Annotated in this window: 13 protein-coding genes; 7 read left to right on the top strand and 6 right to left on the bottom strand. The window is 58.6% G+C overall.

Annotated features, from left to right (window positions below; all coding sequences use genetic code 11):
- Window positions 1-295 precede the first annotated feature (295 nt).
- The 3 genes from GIR22_RS12400 (at window position 296) to GIR22_RS12390 (ending at window position 4,815) form a co-directional block, all read left to right on the top strand.
- Entirely contained in the window at window positions 296-1,714 is a 1,419-nt protein-coding gene (locus tag GIR22_RS12400; RefSeq protein WP_178122222.1) for a TIGR00366 family protein, read from the top strand.
- A gap of 108 nt (window positions 1,715-1,822) precedes the next feature.
- Window positions 1,823-3,523, top strand: a complete 1,701-nt coding sequence (locus GIR22_RS12395; protein WP_154743601.1) for an acid phosphatase — start codon at window positions 1,823-1,825, stop codon at window positions 3,521-3,523.
- Between the two features lie 122 nt (window positions 3,524-3,645).
- Window positions 3,646-4,815, top strand: coding sequence for a hypothetical protein (locus tag GIR22_RS12390; RefSeq protein ID WP_154743600.1), 1,170 nt, complete (start codon window positions 3,646-3,648; stop codon window positions 4,813-4,815).
- A 143-nt stretch (window positions 4,816-4,958) separates the two neighbouring features.
- Here the strand turns inward: GIR22_RS12390 and can are convergent, their stop codons facing one another.
- A complete protein-coding gene (gene can, locus GIR22_RS12385) occupies window positions 4,959-5,603 on the bottom strand; it encodes a carbonate dehydratase (protein ID WP_154743599.1) in 645 nt (214 codons plus the stop codon).
- 168 nt (window positions 5,604-5,771) lie between these two features.
- Between can and GIR22_RS12380 the strand changes: the two genes are divergently transcribed.
- Window positions 5,772-6,173, top strand: coding sequence for a serine kinase/phosphatase (locus tag GIR22_RS12380; RefSeq protein ID WP_154743598.1), 402 nt, complete (start codon window positions 5,772-5,774; stop codon window positions 6,171-6,173).
- A gap of 171 nt (window positions 6,174-6,344) precedes the next feature.
- On the opposite strand, the gene rimI is transcribed toward GIR22_RS12380, so the two are convergent.
- The gene (gene rimI, locus GIR22_RS12375) at window positions 6,345-6,797 is read right to left on the bottom strand and encodes a ribosomal protein S18-alanine N-acetyltransferase (RefSeq protein ID WP_154743597.1); all 453 of its coding nucleotides are present in this window, start codon (window positions 6,795-6,797) and stop codon (window positions 6,345-6,347) included.
- Window positions 6,790-7,542 (bottom strand): energy transducer TonB, encoded by a 753-nt coding sequence (locus tag GIR22_RS12370; protein ID WP_154743698.1) that lies wholly within the window; start codon window positions 7,540-7,542, stop codon window positions 6,790-6,792. Before GIR22_RS12370 ends, rimI begins: the two co-directional genes overlap by 8 nt.
- A gap of 229 nt (window positions 7,543-7,771) precedes the next feature.
- Between GIR22_RS12370 and mksB the strand changes: the two genes are divergently transcribed.
- From mksB to mksF, 3 genes are read left to right on the top strand one after another with little or no spacing between them, the layout of a single operon-like run.
- Window positions 7,772-9,049 carry an Mks condensin complex protein MksB gene (mksB, locus tag GIR22_RS12365; RefSeq protein WP_154743596.1) on the top strand — a complete coding sequence of 426 codons (1,278 nt, stop codon included), beginning with the start codon at window positions 7,772-7,774 and terminating at the stop codon, window positions 9,047-9,049.
- A complete protein-coding gene (mksE, locus tag GIR22_RS12360; RefSeq protein WP_154743595.1) occupies window positions 9,039-9,746 on the top strand; it encodes an Mks condensin complex protein MksE in 708 nt (235 codons plus the stop codon). The genes mksB and mksE overlap by 11 nt, the downstream gene beginning before the upstream one ends.
- On the top strand, window positions 9,743-12,583 hold the full coding sequence (mksF, locus tag GIR22_RS12355) for an Mks condensin complex protein MksF (RefSeq protein ID WP_154743594.1): 2,841 nt from the start codon (window positions 9,743-9,745) through the stop codon (window positions 12,581-12,583). Before mksE ends, mksF begins: the two co-directional genes overlap by 4 nt.
- A gap of 64 nt (window positions 12,584-12,647) precedes the next feature.
- Here the strand turns inward: mksF and GIR22_RS12350 are convergent, their stop codons facing one another.
- The 3 genes from GIR22_RS12350 to GIR22_RS12340 are packed head-to-tail and all read right to left on the bottom strand — an operon-like array spanning window position 12,648 to window position 16,213.
- Window positions 12,648-14,951, bottom strand: a complete 2,304-nt coding sequence (locus tag GIR22_RS12350; protein ID WP_154743593.1) for a PqiB family protein — start codon at window positions 14,949-14,951, stop codon at window positions 12,648-12,650.
- Window positions 14,944-15,567 carry a paraquat-inducible protein A gene (locus tag GIR22_RS12345; RefSeq protein ID WP_154743592.1) on the bottom strand — a complete coding sequence of 208 codons (624 nt, stop codon included), beginning with the start codon at window positions 15,565-15,567 and terminating at the stop codon, window positions 14,944-14,946. Before GIR22_RS12345 ends, GIR22_RS12350 begins: the two co-directional genes overlap by 8 nt.
- Window positions 15,554-16,213 carry a paraquat-inducible protein A gene (locus GIR22_RS12340; protein WP_154743591.1) on the bottom strand — a complete coding sequence of 220 codons (660 nt, stop codon included), beginning with the start codon at window positions 16,211-16,213 and terminating at the stop codon, window positions 15,554-15,556. Before GIR22_RS12340 ends, GIR22_RS12345 begins: the two co-directional genes overlap by 14 nt.
- Between the last annotated feature and the right edge of the window lie 91 nt (window positions 16,214-16,304).

Raw genomic sequence — 16,304 nt, 5'->3', positions numbered from 1 at the left:
CAATATATTTGTTTTACTCATTGATCCATGAAGATAACTACATTCCCAAATGAATACGCTTGGGTGAAGATGCGTCGAATACCTTCCAAAATACGACAGTGGGTGTCATCCCCAAACTGGAAGGTGAACCCGAGCGGCGTGATCATCAAGCAATATCACCTTGATCGCGAGCGAGCAGGTTCATGGCGCAGGTTGTGATCGCGAACAGGCCTCTTCAGGGATGACGGCATTATTAGCACGACTGCCAACACTCAAAAACTGCTGTCCCAATAATAAATACAAGAGGTAATGAAACGTGGCCGATCCTATCGAAGAAAGCCGCTATGCCCGGTTTGCCTTGCGCTGCTCGAACTTTGCCGAACGTTGGTTTCCTGACTCCTGGGTGTTTGCCGCCCTCGCTGTGATCATTGTTTGCGTCGCGACGTTAAGCATGGGCGCCGCGCCGACCGAGGCCGCCAAGGCCTTTGGCGATGGTTTCTGGAGCTTGATTCCCTTCACGATGCAAATGGCCTTCGTGGTGATTGGCGGCTATGTGGTCGCCAGTTCGCCACCTGCGGTCAAGTTGATTGATCGCCTGGCGCGTATCCCCAAGAACGGCCGCTCTGCCGTGGCCTGGGTGGCGCTTATCTCGATGGTCGCCTCGCTGCTCAACTGGGGCTTGTCCCTGGTATTTGGTGGCCTGCTGGTGCGGGCATTGGCCCGGCGTACGGACCTGCGCATGGACTACCGTGCTGCCGGTGCCGCAGCTTATCTGGGGCTCGGTGCCGTCTGGGCGCTGGGGCTGTCGTCATCGGCCGCACAGTTGCAGGCCAACCCTGCCAGCCTGCCGCCATCGATTCTGTCGATCACCGGGATGATTCCCTTCACCGACACCATTTTTCTCTGGCAGTCCGGCGTGCTGTTGCTGGCGTTGATCGTAGTCTCGCTGATCATTGCCTATGCCACCGCGCCAGGCCCCAATACCGCTCGTGATGCCGAGGCTTGCGGGGTCGACCCAGCCTTTAACCTGCCCAAGCTACAACCACCGAGCCGTCCAGGCGAATGGCTGGAGCACAGTCCGCTGCTGACGATTCTGCTGGCACTGCTGGCGGCCGGTTGGCTGTTCCATGAGTTCTCGACCAAACCAGCGATCAGCGCCATCTCGGGGCTCAATACCTATAACTTCCTGTTCCTGATGCTGGGCGCGTTATTGCATTGGCGTCCACGCAGCTTCCTCGATGCGGTGGCCCGTGCGGTGCCGACCACCACCGGAGTGTTGATCCAGTTTCCACTGTATGGTTCGATCGCGGCGTTGATGACCGTGGTCAAAGGCGGTGACGGCCAGACCCTGGCTCACCATATCTCGACCTTCTTCACCTCCATCGCGTCCCACGACACCTACGCCCTGCTAATGGGCGTGTACTCGGCGGTGCTGGGCTTCTTTATCCCGTCGGGCGGCGGTAAGTGGATCATCGAAGCGCCTTACGTGATGCAAGTGGCCAATGACCTGCAATATCACCTGGGTTGGGCAGTGCAGATCTACAACGCCGCCGAAGCACTGCCGAACCTGATCAACCCGTTCTATATGCTGCCGCTGCTGGGGGTATTGGGGTTGAAGGCGCGGGATTTGATTGGTTTCTCGTTTGTGCAGTTGTTGGTGCACACGCCATTGGTGCTGTTTCTGCTATGGGCACTGGGGACGACGTTGACGTATATGCCGCCGGTGATGCCTTGAGGCAGTTGCAAGACATGTAGCTTGATGCTGCCTTAATTCCGTCACATTCCATTGCTACCGTTCTGGCGAAATATCTTGCAACAACTAGCCAGCCAGGGATTCCCAGCAATGAGTGACAAGCACGAAGACCGCCCTTCCCCCGAAACTGACACCAAGCCGCCGGTCGATACCAGCCGGCGGCGTTTCCTGGGAGGGGCCGCGGTGCTGGGAGTGGGGGCGACCCTCAATGCCTGCGGCCATACCAGCGAAGTATCGGGCAAACCGGTGGAGCAGCCACTGACACCACCCGAGCTGGACAAGGCCTTGCATGAACAGGTCAAGACCGTGGTAGTGATCTACGCCGAGAACCGCAGTTTCAATAACTTGTTTGCTGATTTCCCTGGCGTCGAGAAGCCACTGTCAGCCCTCACTGCAGTGGATTACCAGCAACGTGACCGCGATGGTAGCCTGCTGACCACCTTGCCTGCGACCTGGGGCGGGGTGTTACAAGTCGGCCCGCAAAGCGTGGACGGGGTGACCTATCCCAGCGAAGCGCAATTCCAGGAAAACTTGCCCAACGCGCCCTTCCCCCTTAAAGGCCCGAATGGCGAAGACTTGCCCTTGAGCCTGGTCACACGGGACTTGTGGCATGTGTTCTACCAGAACCAGATGCAGATCAATGGCGGCAAGAATGATGGGTTCGTGGCTTGGGGCGACGCCGGAGGCTTGGTCATGGGTCATTACGCCCAGAGCCGCTATGCCTTGAGGTTATGGGATGTGGCCAAGGAGTTTGTGCTCTGCGATAACTTTTTCCAGGGTGCCTTCGGCGGCTCGTTCCTCAACCACCAGTACCTGATCAGCGCCACGGCGCCGTTTTATCCGGATGCGGCTCAATCGGTGGCCAAGGCGCAGATCGCGGCGTTGCAGAGCTACGACCCGACTGATCCGCGTCTCAAGCCCCTGGACAAATCCCCAGCCAGCGCCATGACCGGCCCCCCGCAATTCGGACCCAGCGCGCTGACACCCGACGGTTACGGTGTGAACACCTTGGCCCCGCCCTATTGGCCCACCTGGATTCGTGACCCCGAGCACCCGGACTATTCCAAGCCCGACTTGCCCAATGTGCTGGTACCGCAAACACACGAACACATCGGCGACAAGCTGTCGAAAAAACACATCGACTGGGCCTGGTATGCCGGTGCCTGGCAAGCAACCCTGGACGAGTTCAAGGACTCGGGCGGCATTCCGAAGATCCCCAACTTCCAATACCATCACCAACCCTTCAACTACTTCAAGCAACAAGGGCCGCAAAACCCGGTGGAGCGCAGCAAGCGCTTGCGTGATGGCGGCCTGGGGGACGAGTCGAACACCAATAAGTTCTTCGCCGATGCCGAGGCCGGCAAGCTGCCCGCCGTGACCTTCTACAAACCCCAGGGCAATCTCAACATGCATGCCGGTTACGCCGATGTGGCCTCGGGCGACCGACATATCACCCGCACCTTGAAAGTGCTGCAGGAAAGCCCGCAGTGGAAGAACATGGTAGTCATCGTCACGGTGGATGAAAACGGTGGCTGGTGGGATCACGTAGCACCGCCCAAAGGTGATCGCTGGGGGCCTGGGTCACGGATTCCGGCGCTGGTGGTCTCGCCTTTTGCCCGCAAGGGTACGGTGGATCACACAATTTACGACACCGCTTCGATCTTGCGCTTGATTACCCGGGTGTTCCAACTGGAAAAGCTCGACGGCCTCAAGCAACGGGATGACGCAATGATCGCCCGAGGCCAGAAACCCATGGGGGACCTGAGCAACGCCTTGCACTTCAAGGCCTAGCCGCTTTTGTTCAATAGCGGCATGCGCACAGTTTTTTCACGCGTTTTTCCTGATCAGCCGCTACTGTGTGAGGGTGGGCCTTCATCCCGCGCAGACGGGCATTCGCTGACAAGGAATCAAGCATGTTTAAACTGACCAGGTTGTCCTTTACCTTGGCCGCACTGACCTTGAGTGCGGTGGTACAGGCTGATGTCGAGGTCCAATTGGGTAGCCCGCAACGGGTCTCCCAACTGTTCGCTTACCCCAATAACTGCAGCGTCATTTGTTTTCGTCCGATGACGCTGGAGCAGACCGTCGAGCACTACCTGACCCAGAGCTTGCAGCGTGACGGTTACAGTCGAGCGAAAGTCCGCGTGAAAACCGATCAGGGCAAGGTCCTGGCCACCTTCAGCGGTGTACCGGACAGCTATGGTCAACCATTGAGCGCATTGCTGAACACCGCAGATCTCGCCTATCAAGGTGCCAGCAAGCTCAACAGTGATGGCAAGTGGCAATTCAGTTGGTACTTGTTCCTGCCATTGGGCATGGCGTTGGAAAACCGCAAGAGCATCGAACTGCTGCATTTCCCGCCGGATTACTCCCTGACCCATTTCCAGGATTACCTGGAGTCGGCCACCACCGACCGCTGGGCCACGCTGCTCACCGCCAATGGCATACCGGCGGCCCAGACGCCGGAGTACCAGACCATCATTGATATCGCCCCAATTGCCGCGCCCTCTACAGCGGGAAAGGATCTGGAAGGTGTCTACAGCTACTTCACCGAGTACCAGACGCGGATGGTCAAGGAGCTAAGCCTGCACGCCAATGGTTCGTTGCCGATGGTGGCGTTCGGCGCGCCAGTGCGCAGCTGGATCAAGCAGCAGTACGGCCAAACCCTGGGTGTGCTGGACCTGGCACAGATCAGCCCGGCCGAAAGTAGCAAGGTGGCAGTACTGGGCGCCAACCACCCCAGCTACATCTGGTATGCCGCCAACCTCGACACTTACGGGGGCGACGAACAAAAGGCCGACGAAGTCGGTTTGAAAGTCATGGGCCAGGATTTGAGCGCAGCGTGCTGGCAAGCGGAAATGGGCCAGAAACCGGCCAGCGATGCCAACGTACAACTCAAAGGCTGCATGAATACCTGGCAGGTGACGCGCAAGGAACAGACCTGCGAACTGTTCTATACCTCGATTCGTGAGTTGGCGCCCGAGCAAGCAAATGCAAAATGCGCCACGCCAGCGATCAAGGCTCAACTAAAACAGCTGAAAAAATCGCCGCCCGCACCGCCCATCAACATACCAGCCTTTTAAAGACAGATATTTCCTACGCCCAAAATCGCCACTCTCTACTGTCAGACCTGACAGTAGAGAGTCGCTTTCACTTAAGGGAACCCAGCAATCCGAACGTGCTCCTCGATATCAGCGAACTGCAACTGTGGTCAGCGCAAAAGCCCTTAGGCCGCACCCACCGGGCGCAGGCGATATTGTGGCGGCAGTTGCTCAAACCCACTGATGGTGGCGTTCAGGCTTTTCCAGCGACCGTCCTTGATCCCGTAGATGCAACCATGGATCGACAGGCTTTGCCCGCGATGCCAGGCATTTTGCACAATGCTGGTGTGGCCGACGTTAGCCACCTGCTGGATCACATTCAGTTCGCAAAGACGGTCGACCCGCTCGTCCTCTGTCGGCAGTTGGCCCAATACTTCGCGGTGCTCGTAGTAGAGGTCGCGAATCGAGCGCAACCAGCCATCGATCAGGCCGAGCTGGCGATCCTGCATCGAGGCACGCACGCCACCACAGCCATAGTGACCAGTGACCAGGATGTGTTTGACCTTGAGCACGTCGACGGCGTACTGGATCACCGACAGGCAATTGAGGTCAGTGTGCAGCACCACGTTGGCCACGTTACGGTGCACAAACAGGTCGCCGGGGAGCATGCCGACGATCTCGTTGGCTGGCACCCGGGCGTCCGAACAGCCGATCCACAGGTATTCCGGGGTCTGCTGGCGGGCGAGCTTGGCGAAGAATTCGGGATCTTCCTGTTTGATCGCATCTGCCCAGCGTTCGTTGTTATCAAGCAAGTCTTGTAGTTCGTTCATCAGGGAAAGCCTCAGGAATGATGCTCAGCTTTGACAGACAACCGCCCGCCCAAGTCACCTCAGGAATAAAGCACGCCCGGGATGCAGATAGCCAAACCGTAATTACCTTGAATCTTAGTGGGTAGTGCCGGTCCACACACTATAAGCCCCACAGTATGAGGATTGGCCATGACTGAATCACGCCGTCCCTACGACGCACCTGCGCCTGCGCCGATAGATGACAACGAAGACCGTATGGGCTCGATGCGCGAGCTGGACTTTGGCGAGAAGGAGCCGACGACGAAAATCGGCGATGAAACGCCCAGCAAGGAGCGCAAGCACTTGCCCCGCGAGCGGGTGCAGGAGGCCGGAATGACCGGAGCGTCGACCGATGATCATGAGTCGACCGATGATGACATGAGCCCGGAAACGCTGATTCATGAAGATGGCGCACGAGATGCCCAAGAAGAAGGTGACGATGAACCGGCGGATTGGGACTTGAGTATCGTCGATGAAGATGAGATTGGCGCAGGGAATGGGCTGGATGAAGCGGAAATGGCTGAGCAGGATCCGGTGGACGGTAACCGCTAGTCCTGCCTCATCACGGCATGAAGGCCTGGCTTTCTGTAGCCGCTGTCGAGGTACGAGGCTGCGATAAGGTCCGAAGGACCTTCAGTCATCTCAAGGCCCAGGCGACTGCTGCGCAGCCGATCGCAGGCTGGGCCAGCGGCTACAGTTTTTCGACAGGCCGCCTTTTGGGGGCTAATCCACCAGGGTGCAAGCCATCACGACTGCATCTTCACGGCCTCCGACGGCGGGATAGTAATCTCGCCGACGGCCAACCTCATTGAACCCATAACGCTCATACAACCGGAATGCGCCGGTATTGCTGTCGCGCACTTCCAGGAAACACTCGCGGGCACTGGCCGCATAGGCCCGGGACATGAGGTGTTCCAGTAACTTCAGGCCCAGGCCGCGGCCCTGGCTTTCCGGCTTGACGGTGATGTTCAGCAAATGGGCTTCATCGAGGATGATTTGCACCACCCCGTGCCCAACCTGCTGTTCACCCTCGAACATCAGCCAGATCTGGTATTTACCCAGGCCGTCGAGAAAAATCCCGCGGGTCCAGGGATGGCTGAATGCCGCGTATTCAATTTTCAGTACAGTGTCGAGGTCCGCCTCGGTCATCGGGCGGAAGGATACAGCGTCACTCATCGGTACTTTTCCAGCGCGCCATCAGCCGGCGCATGGCTTGCCAGACATCAGCCTTACGCTGTGGCTCTTCCATTAATAACTCCAGGCCTGGCAAGGCCCAGACCGAACCCAGGCCTTCGACCTGTAGCTCGCGGTACCAGGCCTCGGCGTTGGCTTCCCCGGCGAAACGTACGGCTGGCAAGCCGATTAGCCACAGGCTGGCACACGGTTCATCTTCCAGGCGTGCCGAAACAAAACCTTGCACGAAATCCCGCGCAGCGTCCGGCCCCTGGTCCATCGTGCCCCGGGCCAGCAGCGGCCAGCGCACCGGCTCGCCGACGATTTGCGGGCTGTCCGGCAAGCCGGCGGCACGCAGCATGTCCTTGAGCAGCAGATAGGCCGGGTCGCGGGCCTGGAAGCGTTCACCCGTCGGCAACTCCACCAGCAGCAGGCAACGCCCGGCTCGCAACAGTTGCAGGGCAAAGCGCGGAGGCGGCACGACCGGGGTCTTGGGCACCGGGGCCGGTGCGTCCCCGGTCACGACTGTCGGCTTGACGGTAGCCGAAGGACGCGGCACTTCGATCTTGACCCGTTCCACTGGCCTTGCAGCCACTTCAGCAGCCGGCTTGACCAGCGCCACAGGCGCAGCCGCTTCCTCACCCGAAGGCTCAAGCGCCTCGACGGGCTCAAGCGTTTCCAGCAGCTCGGGCCGCGAAGGCGCGGCAAAGGGCAATTCGGTGCGCGGCAGCCAGTTGACCACCTGCATGGCGGTCAAGTAAGCGCGACGTCGGGACTCGATAAGCAAAGGTCGGCCACTTGTGGATAACTAAAGAAAAGGGATTCTACCGCCCTTCGACGAAGATCGCCCGCAGTTGATTACTTCTCTTGATCATCTAAAGCAGCCCACAACAAACGTGCCTGACCGGCTGTGGATAAATCCCCTCGAGGATGCAGTACAATCGCTGCTTTTAATCGTCAACCAGCCGGCCATTCCCATGATCGAACCCAAGCGCGTCTTGCGCGCCCTCGCCGAACACTGGGCCCTGCTTGAGCCACTGTGCGAACACTTCGACCAAGGCACCCTGAGCCTTGGCGAACTGCGCGCGCAACTGGCCGCCCAACAACTGGACAGCACGCCCCAGGACATCACCAGCCTGCTGGACGTGTGGATTCGCCTGGATATCCTGGTGCCTGTCGCCAAGAGCCCGAACCGCTTCGAGCTCAATGCGCAGATTCACGACTTCCTCGCCTATCTTCGCAAGGAGCACCGGCTAGGCCTGTGCCTGGAAATCGAAGCCTATCTGCGCCACCTCGAGCGCCTGGCCGGTTATATCCAGGACGCCTTCGACATCCGCGACAGTCATGACCTGGCCCGGCAACTGCGGCTGCTGGACATGCGCGTGCGCGACGTGCTGAAAAAACTCGCCAACGACGAACAGGCCCTCGCCGCCGTGGCCGACCGCGCCAAGACCAGCGACCGGCAGATCCCGTTGCGCCAGCGGTACGCCGAAGTACTGGCGACCTGGGACGAATACGTCGAGCCGATGATTCAACTGGTGAACGCCGACGGCGCCTTCGAGCAAGGCGTGCGCAAGGTGGAAAACGTGCTGTTGCGCATGCTCACCGAACAGCAACGCCTCGGCCACCTGGTAGATGACGATATGTTGTTGCGCACCCACGCGCGCATCCTCGAGATGCAGACCAGCGCCCAGTTGACCCTGCGCCACGCCCGGGAATTGCTGCTGCCGCTGCGCGAAGAAGCGCGCCGGCACAACGCCGTGACCCGCGGCGCAGCGCTGGCGTTGTCAGCGATTCGCCGCAAGGGCCTGGACGCGGTACCGCAAGCGGCAATGCCGATGTTTACCCGCCCGCAAAGCACCTTTCTGGGCAGTGCCAGCCAGGTCGAGGCTTATGTATATGCCCTGGCAAACTTCGAGCCCAAGCCTGCGCGCTTCCCCAAGGCCCACAAATCCCACAAGGGCCAAGCCCCTCGTGCGCCGCGTACGGTCAAGGAAATGCTCGAGCGCTGCGAAGACGCGCTGCCCATGCCGGACCTGATGACCTGGCTGTTGGAACAGGAGCCGGATGGCGACACCGACGAGTTGCTGTATTGGTTCTCGCGCCTGTCGCGAGAGAAGCGTTTCAAGCGCGAGCGCCTGGAACGTCAGGATTACCACACACACGAGCACCAGGTCAGCCTGCGCTCATTCGCCCTGCTCGCGGCCAGCACTGACGCGGCCGAGCATTCTGCGAGTACACCTTATGCATCTTGATCTATCCGAACTGTCCCAACTGGCGCCGATCTTTCGCGAGCTGTTCAAGGGTTACCACGTCAGCCGCCGCGACCCGGAGCTGTACGCACAATTGTCGAACTTCCAGGACCAGTACCGCACGTTGTTCAAGGCCTTGGGCTTTGAACTGGTGTGCGATACCCGGGGTTTCTACTATTTCGTGCCAGACACCGCCGTGGCCGCTGCGCAGGTCAACAAGACCGCCCAGCGCCTGGCGTTGTTCACCTTCATCATCGTTGAACACTTGGCCGACCAGGGACGTGACCCGATTGCCGTGCTCGACGGTGGCAGCCTGGGCCGCGATGAACTGCCCTCGTTGCTGGAGAAGTACCGCGATCTGTTTATCCAGGCCGAAGTGCAGACCCAGGAAGAGCTGGAAGAAAAAATCATGCGCCGCATGACTCAGCTCGGGTTTGCCAGCGAGGACAACGGTATCTACCGATTCCTGCCGCCGATGCACCGCTTCCTTGATGTGTGCCTGTCGGTGCAGCAAGACCGCGACCTCGCCGCCAGCGTCCACAGCGTGTTGCCGTTGCCGGCTCCAATAATCATCGACGAAGACAGCGATGAGAAATTACTCAAGACCGATGACCCCTTGGACTTGAGTGACTTCGCGCAAGACAGCGAAGAAGACGCCCTGGCCCGCGCCATTGCCGAAGAACAGGAGACCGATGCATGAGCAAGGAACGCTACGGCATTCGCCGCTTCGCCCTATTGAACACCGCCGGCTACAGCCTGGGTTTGTTCCCGTTGGAAGAACCGTTGTCGGTCTATGGCGCGAATAACCTTGGCAAATCGGCTTCGATCAACGCCTTGCAGTTCCCGATCCTGGCACGTATGTCAGACATGAGCTTCGGCAAGTACACCCTGGAACAATCCCGGCGGTTCTACTTTGCCACCGACACCAGCTACATTCTCGTAGAAGTGTCCCTGCCCCACGGCCCACACGTGATCGGCGTGGTTGGGCGCGGTCCGGGCGGCGGTTTCGGTCACCAATTCTTTGCTTATGCTGGCAAGCTGGACCTGGCGCACTACCAGAAGAACGATACCTGCCTGCGTCAGAAAGAGCTGTTCACCAACCTTGAGCGCGAAGGCTTGAAAGCCTACGAACTCAAGCCCGATGAACTGCGCCGTTTGCTGGTGGGCGGGCATACCTCGATTCCACTGGACCTGACCCTGATTCCGCTGCGCTCCACCAGTGAACAGAGCTTGAAGACCTTCCGGGCGTTGTTTATCAACCTGCTGCACATGCGGGAAATCACCGCAGCCAAGCTCAAGCAACTGTTCCTCGATGCGTTTGAACACAGCCTGCGTTCCGGCAGTGTCGATTACATCGCTGCGTGCGAAGAGGCCTTCCGTGATGTACGGCGGATGGAGCAGGACTACAACTCGCTGGTGGCCGCCGGCCCACTGGTCGAGGCCCTGGCCAATGGCGTGAAACAGCGCGACACTCTGCGCGGCAAATTGCATCGTTTGTCGCCGCTGCTGGATTCGCTGCTGGGCACCTGGTCGGACTACGCCGGTGCCCGCAAGGAAGAGCTGACGATCCAGGCCGAACATTACCGCAACGAACAAGACGCCCTGCAGAACGATCAGCGCGGCGGCACTCAAGAGTTGATGCGCCTGGAACGCGAGATCAGTGGGATTCAGCGTTGGCTCGGCGAGCTGTCGGTGCTCAAGCATCGCTTTGCCTTGGTGGACGACGTCAAGGTGCTGGAGCAGCAACTGCTGGCGGCGAAAGATGCTCACGATGAATTGGCGGGCGCCCTGGCGCAGTCGCGGCAGTTCAGCGCCGAGGACCTGGACGAACGCCTGCGGGACCTGGAAAAACGCCTGAAGTCGGTGAAGCAGCAACTCGACCATGCGGACAACAACAGCTACGCCAAACTGCGGGAAGAGTTCTCACAGCAGGATGTCGAGCGTCTGATGCGTCTGTTCAACAGTTCGCTGTTCAGCCTGCCGCTGGGCGAGCATGGCATCACCCTGGATGAAGACGGCCAGTGGGTGAAGTCCCTGGAGCTGATCCTCGACGGTTTCAAGGGTGAACGTTTCGACGTACCAGGGCTGTCCATCGACATCTCGCACATCGAACCTCCGGCGTTGCAGGCCCTTGCGGATCGCGCGGCGTTGCGCGACCAGAAAGAGCGCCTGGAAAAAGAACTCAAGCAACTGAAAACCCAAGCGGCGGTTGTCTCTGACCGCGCGGCGAGCAAGACCCAGACTGAAGCGCTGTACCAACAGGTGCTGGACGCGCAGAAGGCCCTGGAAGATTTCCGCCGCACGCAAACCTTGAGTGCCGAGGAAAGCGAGAAGCTGGAGCAACTGGCGCAGATGGAAGCGGCTCAGGACGAGTTAAAACGCTCCAGCGATGCCTTTACCGAACGCGTCCAGCAACTGTCGGCCAAGCTGCAACTGGTAGGCCGGCAGATCGCGGATATGGAAGCCAAGCAACGTACCCTGGATGACGCCTTGCGCCGTCGCCAGTTACTGCCAGCGGACTTGCCATTCGGCACACCGTTCATGGACCCGGTTGACGACTCCATGGACAACCTGCTGCCGCTGCTCAATGACTATCAGGACAGTTGGCAAGGTTTGTTGCGCGCTGATGGCCAGATCGACGCACTGTACGCACAGGTGCGCCTCAAAGGCGTGGCCAAGTTCGACAGCGAAGACGATATGGAGCGCCGCCTGTACCTGCTGATCAACGCTTATGCTCACCGCACTGACGAAGCCCTGACCCTGGGCAAGGCGCGGCGTGCCGCAGTGACCGATATCGCACGGACCTTGCGCAATATCCGCAGCGACTATGACAGCCTTGAGCACCAATTGGCGCTGTTCAACCGCGAGATCAACAAGCGCCAGGTGTCCAACCTGCAAAGCTTCCGTATCGTACTGGCGCCAAACAAGGAAGCCCTCAAGCATATCGACCAGATCATCCACAGTGCCGGCCAATATGAAGAAGGCGAAACCCTATCGGTGTTCGACCTCAGCCAAAGCGCCGAGCAGGACAACAAGAACGAAGAGGCCAAGGAATACCTGGCACGCCTGGTGGCGGCGAACCATAACCAGTTGGGCCTCAAGGACCTGTTTGAACTGGCGTTCGAGATCACCAAGATCAACGGCCAGCCGGTGATTCACACCGACATCGACGGTGCCGCCTCCAACGGCACCACAATGACCATCAAGGCGCTGACCAACATGTACTTGTTGTTGCACTTGATGGACCGGGACCAGGCGGGTCGCGTGCGTCTGCCTTACTACCTCGACGAAGCGGCAGACATCGACGAGAAGAACCAGGCGGCATTGCTGGAGACCAGTCTGCAGTTGGGCTTCGTGCCGATCCTGGCCAGTGTGAAGCCGCAAGTCTCAGCCCAAGTGGCGATTGACCTGGAAGGCGGCAGCGGACCGAACGGGATCTACATTGACGAGGCTGACTGGAAGTACATTCGCCGCCATGATGTGGTGAAGGCGACGGTTAGCGTGCAGGCAGATGAGCCGGAGCTGGACGAAGTCTGATCGGGACACTGAAACGTAAAAGGCCGCGATCCATTGGATCACGGCCTTTTTTTGTGGGTTGGGTTTATTTGCCCAGGGGAATCTTCGGAGCCCAGGTCAGCCACTCGTCTTCGAACTGGTCAAACAACGGGAATGTCTGCTCGGGACGAGCCGGGTTGCCCATGCGCTCGCCGTCCGGGGTTGCAAAGGCGATGCCGCCCTGGATCAAGGTTTCCATGGACTCGGTACGTACCGTCACCCCTTTGAAGAGCCCAAAGTCGGCGCCAAAACCACTGGTGTTCCAAAAACGACTGCCGCTGCGGACTAAAGGAGCATATTTGGGTTCGATCAACACATGAACCAGAACGCGGTCAGCAGTTTGACCAAGCTCGTAACCGGTGACCTTGCCCACCGTGACTTCACGGTAAGTCACCGGCACACCGGTTTTCAACGAGCCTCGGCGGGCAGCACTGAGTACCAGGCTCAGCCCCGCTTCCTGCACACCGGTCTCGGGCGGCTGCGCCAAGGCAATGAAATTTTTCTGTGGCCCGGTGCTTTTCACGGCCGGTTGGACTTCGATGTATTGGCCGGTGACCAGGGTTTCCAGGTTGGAGGTTTTCATCAGCCCAAGCTCCGGCTTGACCACCCAGAACTGGCTACCTGCGCGGGCAATGCGCTCCGGTACTGCGGTGATACGTGCGCTGAGCAGCACCGATTGCATATCGGCGCTGAGGTCGACGCTTTCGATCTTGCCCACATCCAGGCCCTTGAAACGAACCGGCGTGCCCGTGCTTAAACCGTCGGCGCGATCAACCTTGATGGTTACCAGGGTGCCTCGCTGGTTGGCGGCTTCACGATCCGGGAACAAATGGAAACGTGGGATGCGTTTTTTTAGCGGCACATTCTGCTCGGGGGTCTCGAAGGCAATACCTCCCGCCATCAGGCTTTGCAGGGATTCACTCTTCACCTGGATGCCGCCAGTGAGGCCGCCGGTCAACGTCACACCGCTGGCATTCCAGAAGCGGGTCGAACCATTGACCAAGCCTTCGTATTCTTTCTCAATGTGGACACCGATCACCAACTTTTTGGTTTTGCGTGAGAACTGGTAGCTCTGCACCGAACCGACCTTGACCTGCTTGTAGAGAATCGGACTGCCGACCTCCAGCGAGCCGAGGTTGTCGGTTAACAGCACCATGTGCAAGCCAGGGGAACGCAGGTCCAATGGTGGCGCCTTGGGTCGTGCGACGAACTCTCGTTGCGGCGTGCTGCCCTTGTCACCAGGGCGGATGGCAATGTAGTTACCTTTGACTAGCGCTTCCAGGCCGGTGATTCCGGCAAGGGAGATAGAGGGTTTGACCACCCAGAACTGAGTGCCCTCGACCAGGTAATCTTCGGCCAATGGGTCCAGGGTCAGTTCAGCACTCGCGCTGGAAAGGTCAGCATCAACCTTCAAGGCCTTCAAACTACCGACTTGGATACCTTTGTACATTACGGGTGTACGGCCAGCTTGCAAGCCTTCGAAATCGCTGAGCTTGACCTTGATTCGGATGCCCGCAGCGGCGGCGTCAAAGTCTTCGTATAGGCGAAATGGCAGGCTTGGGTCCGTGGGCGGGCTGTCCTTGCGATTCTCTGGCGTGGCAAATGCAATACCACCGGCGACGATGCTGGAGAGGGATTCGCTGCGTACTTTGACGCCCGAAAGGTTGGCGTCGATGCTAATGCCGCTGGCGTTCCAAAAACGCGTATGTTTACGCACCAGATTGGCGTAGGTCGGCTCGATGTAGACTTTGACCTCGACGGTGCTCTGGTCTTCGGAGAGCAGATAGCTTTTGACCTGGCCCACTTGGATCTGCTTGTAGAACACCGGGCTGCCACGGTTCAACGAGCCGAGGCGCTCAGCCTTGAGAGTCAGGTGCAAGCCGGGCTTGGCGTCGGATAAAGGAGGCTCTTCAGAGAGCGCCTTGAATTTTCGCGCGGGCTCACCATCTCCTGGACTGGCCGCGATGTAGTTACCCGATACCAAGGTTTCAAGCCCGGTGATCCCCGCCAGACTGACGCTGGGCTTGACCAGCCAGAAGCGGGTGTTGGTCTTTAGGGATTGCTCGACATCCTTGTTCATCTCAATAGTGGCAATCACCCCACGATTGTTACCCTCATCATCCAGGGCCAGAGTCTTGACCTTACCCACGGACATGCCTTTGTAGACTACTTCTGTCTTGTTGGCCTGAATGCCTTCGCCGCTTTCAAAGCGGACCTGTATCTCGATGCCTTGCTGGTTATAGGCGCGCCAGCCCAACCAGCCGCCAATAATTAACGCAATCAGGGGCAGTACCCAAATAGCCGACCAGTTAGAGGATGGGCGGGTTTTAGCCTTAGGCAAATCATTCATGGTCGTCGTCCGACTCCGTGTTATCCCAAATCAGTCGGGGATCGAAAGTTACTGCGGCAAGCATCGTCAAAATCACCACACTGGCAAAAGCCGCGGCACCGAGGTTGGCCTCGACGCTGGCAAGTCGCCCAAAGTTTACGACCGCCACCAGGATAGCAATCACAAAGATATCCAGCATGGACCAACGGCCAATGAACTCGATAAAACGGTACATGATAATCCGTTGTTGCGCGGAAAGCGGCTGGCGGCGCTGCACTGAGAACAGTAATAAACCGATGCCCACCAACTTGAAGGTCGGCACCAGAATACTGGCGATAAACACGACGGCCGCGATGGGAATCATGCCATGTTGAGCCAGTTGGATTACTCCGGACATGATGGTACTTGGGTCGCCCTGACCCAGGGAGTTGACGGTCATGATCGGCAACAGGTTGGCGGGAATGTACAAAATGGCTGCCGTGATCAACAAGGCCCAAGTACGCATCAAGCTGTTCGGACGACGCGTGTGGACCAGTGCGCCGCAACGAGTGCAGGTTTGCCCGTCGGAGCCTGGGTCTTGCTTATTCAGTTCGTGACACTCGGTACAGATCAGAATGCCTGCATCAATCGCCCGCATAAGCATCCTCTCCTGACAACGCTTGCCAGATCTGGTGAGGTGACATGATTACCTCCAGCAGGACCTGGACCATTAACAGACTGACAAAACAGATCAGGCCCAAACTTACAGTGACGGAAGCCATATCGGCCAACTTTACGATGGCAACCAGCACCCCCATCAAGTAGACCTCGAGCATTCCCCAATCCCGCAGGTGATGATAAATGCGATACAACAACAAGCCATAGCTGCGACCAATGTTCCAACGGATGCTCAGCAGCACGGCCAGTTGGCACAGTAACTTGAGCAGGGGAATGCCCATGCTGCACAAGAAGACCACAGCGGCAACGCCTTGCATACCGGTGTCAAACAGGCCGACGACACCACTCCACACGGTGTCCTGGGAGGACTGCCCGAGTAGATTGAGCTCCATGATGGGCAAAAAGTTCGCAGGCACATACAACAACAGCGCAGCGATTACCAAGGCGAGGCTACGTTCAACGACGTTGTGGCGGTGAGCGTAGAGCTCATAACCACAGCGTGGGCATTGAGCTTTTTCACCGAGGGCAAGCTCTGGCTTGCGCATCAGCAAATCGCATTCATGGCATGCCACTAGGTCGTCCAGCGGTAAGTCTGATACCGCGCGAGTATCAACCGGATCGGGCATATAGGGCTCGAGCTCTAAAAAGTCAGGTGCCTATTCTAGTGGTCTGGTTCGCAAATAACTGTGCACATTTTTCGGGCAAGACCTTGCCAAC

The sequence above is a fragment of the Pseudomonas karstica genome, from assembly GCF_009707515.1.
Lineage (GTDB): Bacteria > Pseudomonadota > Gammaproteobacteria > Pseudomonadales > Pseudomonadaceae > Aquipseudomonas > Aquipseudomonas karstica.
Note: the sequence above shows the minus strand (reverse complement) of the source record. Positions and strands in the feature narration are given on the sequence as shown.

Bases quoted from the DNA above. Each gene is read 5' to 3' on its own strand.
- mksE (WP_154743595.1), top strand. From the start codon at position 9,039: ATGCATCTTGATCTATCCGAACTGTCCCAACTGGCGCCGATCTTTCGC.
- can (WP_154743599.1), bottom strand. From the start codon at position 5,603: ATGAACGAACTACAAGACTTGCTTGATAACAACGAACGCTGGGCAGAT.
- GIR22_RS12395 (WP_154743601.1), top strand. From the start codon at position 1,823: ATGAGTGACAAGCACGAAGACCGCCCTTCCCCCGAAACTGACACCAAG.
- GIR22_RS12390 (WP_154743600.1), top strand. From the start codon at position 3,646: ATGTTTAAACTGACCAGGTTGTCCTTTACCTTGGCCGCACTGACCTTG.
- GIR22_RS12345 (WP_154743592.1), bottom strand. From the start codon at position 15,567: ATGCGGGCGATTGATGCAGGCATTCTGATCTGTACCGAGTGTCACGAA.
- mksF (WP_154743594.1), top strand. From the start codon at position 9,743: ATGAGCAAGGAACGCTACGGCATTCGCCGCTTCGCCCTATTGAACACC.
- GIR22_RS12370 (WP_154743698.1), bottom strand. From the start codon at position 7,542: ATGCAGGTGGTCAACTGGCTGCCGCGCACCGAATTGCCCTTTGCCGCG.
- rimI (WP_154743597.1), bottom strand. From the start codon at position 6,797: ATGAGTGACGCTGTATCCTTCCGCCCGATGACCGAGGCGGACCTCGAC.
- mksB (WP_154743596.1), top strand. From the start codon at position 7,772: ATGATCGAACCCAAGCGCGTCTTGCGCGCCCTCGCCGAACACTGGGCC.
- GIR22_RS12380 (WP_154743598.1), top strand. From the start codon at position 5,772: ATGACTGAATCACGCCGTCCCTACGACGCACCTGCGCCTGCGCCGATA.
- GIR22_RS12340 (WP_154743591.1), bottom strand. From the start codon at position 16,213: ATGCCCGATCCGGTTGATACTCGCGCGGTATCAGACTTACCGCTGGAC.
- GIR22_RS12350 (WP_154743593.1), bottom strand. From the start codon at position 14,951: ATGAATGATTTGCCTAAGGCTAAAACCCGCCCATCCTCTAACTGGTCG.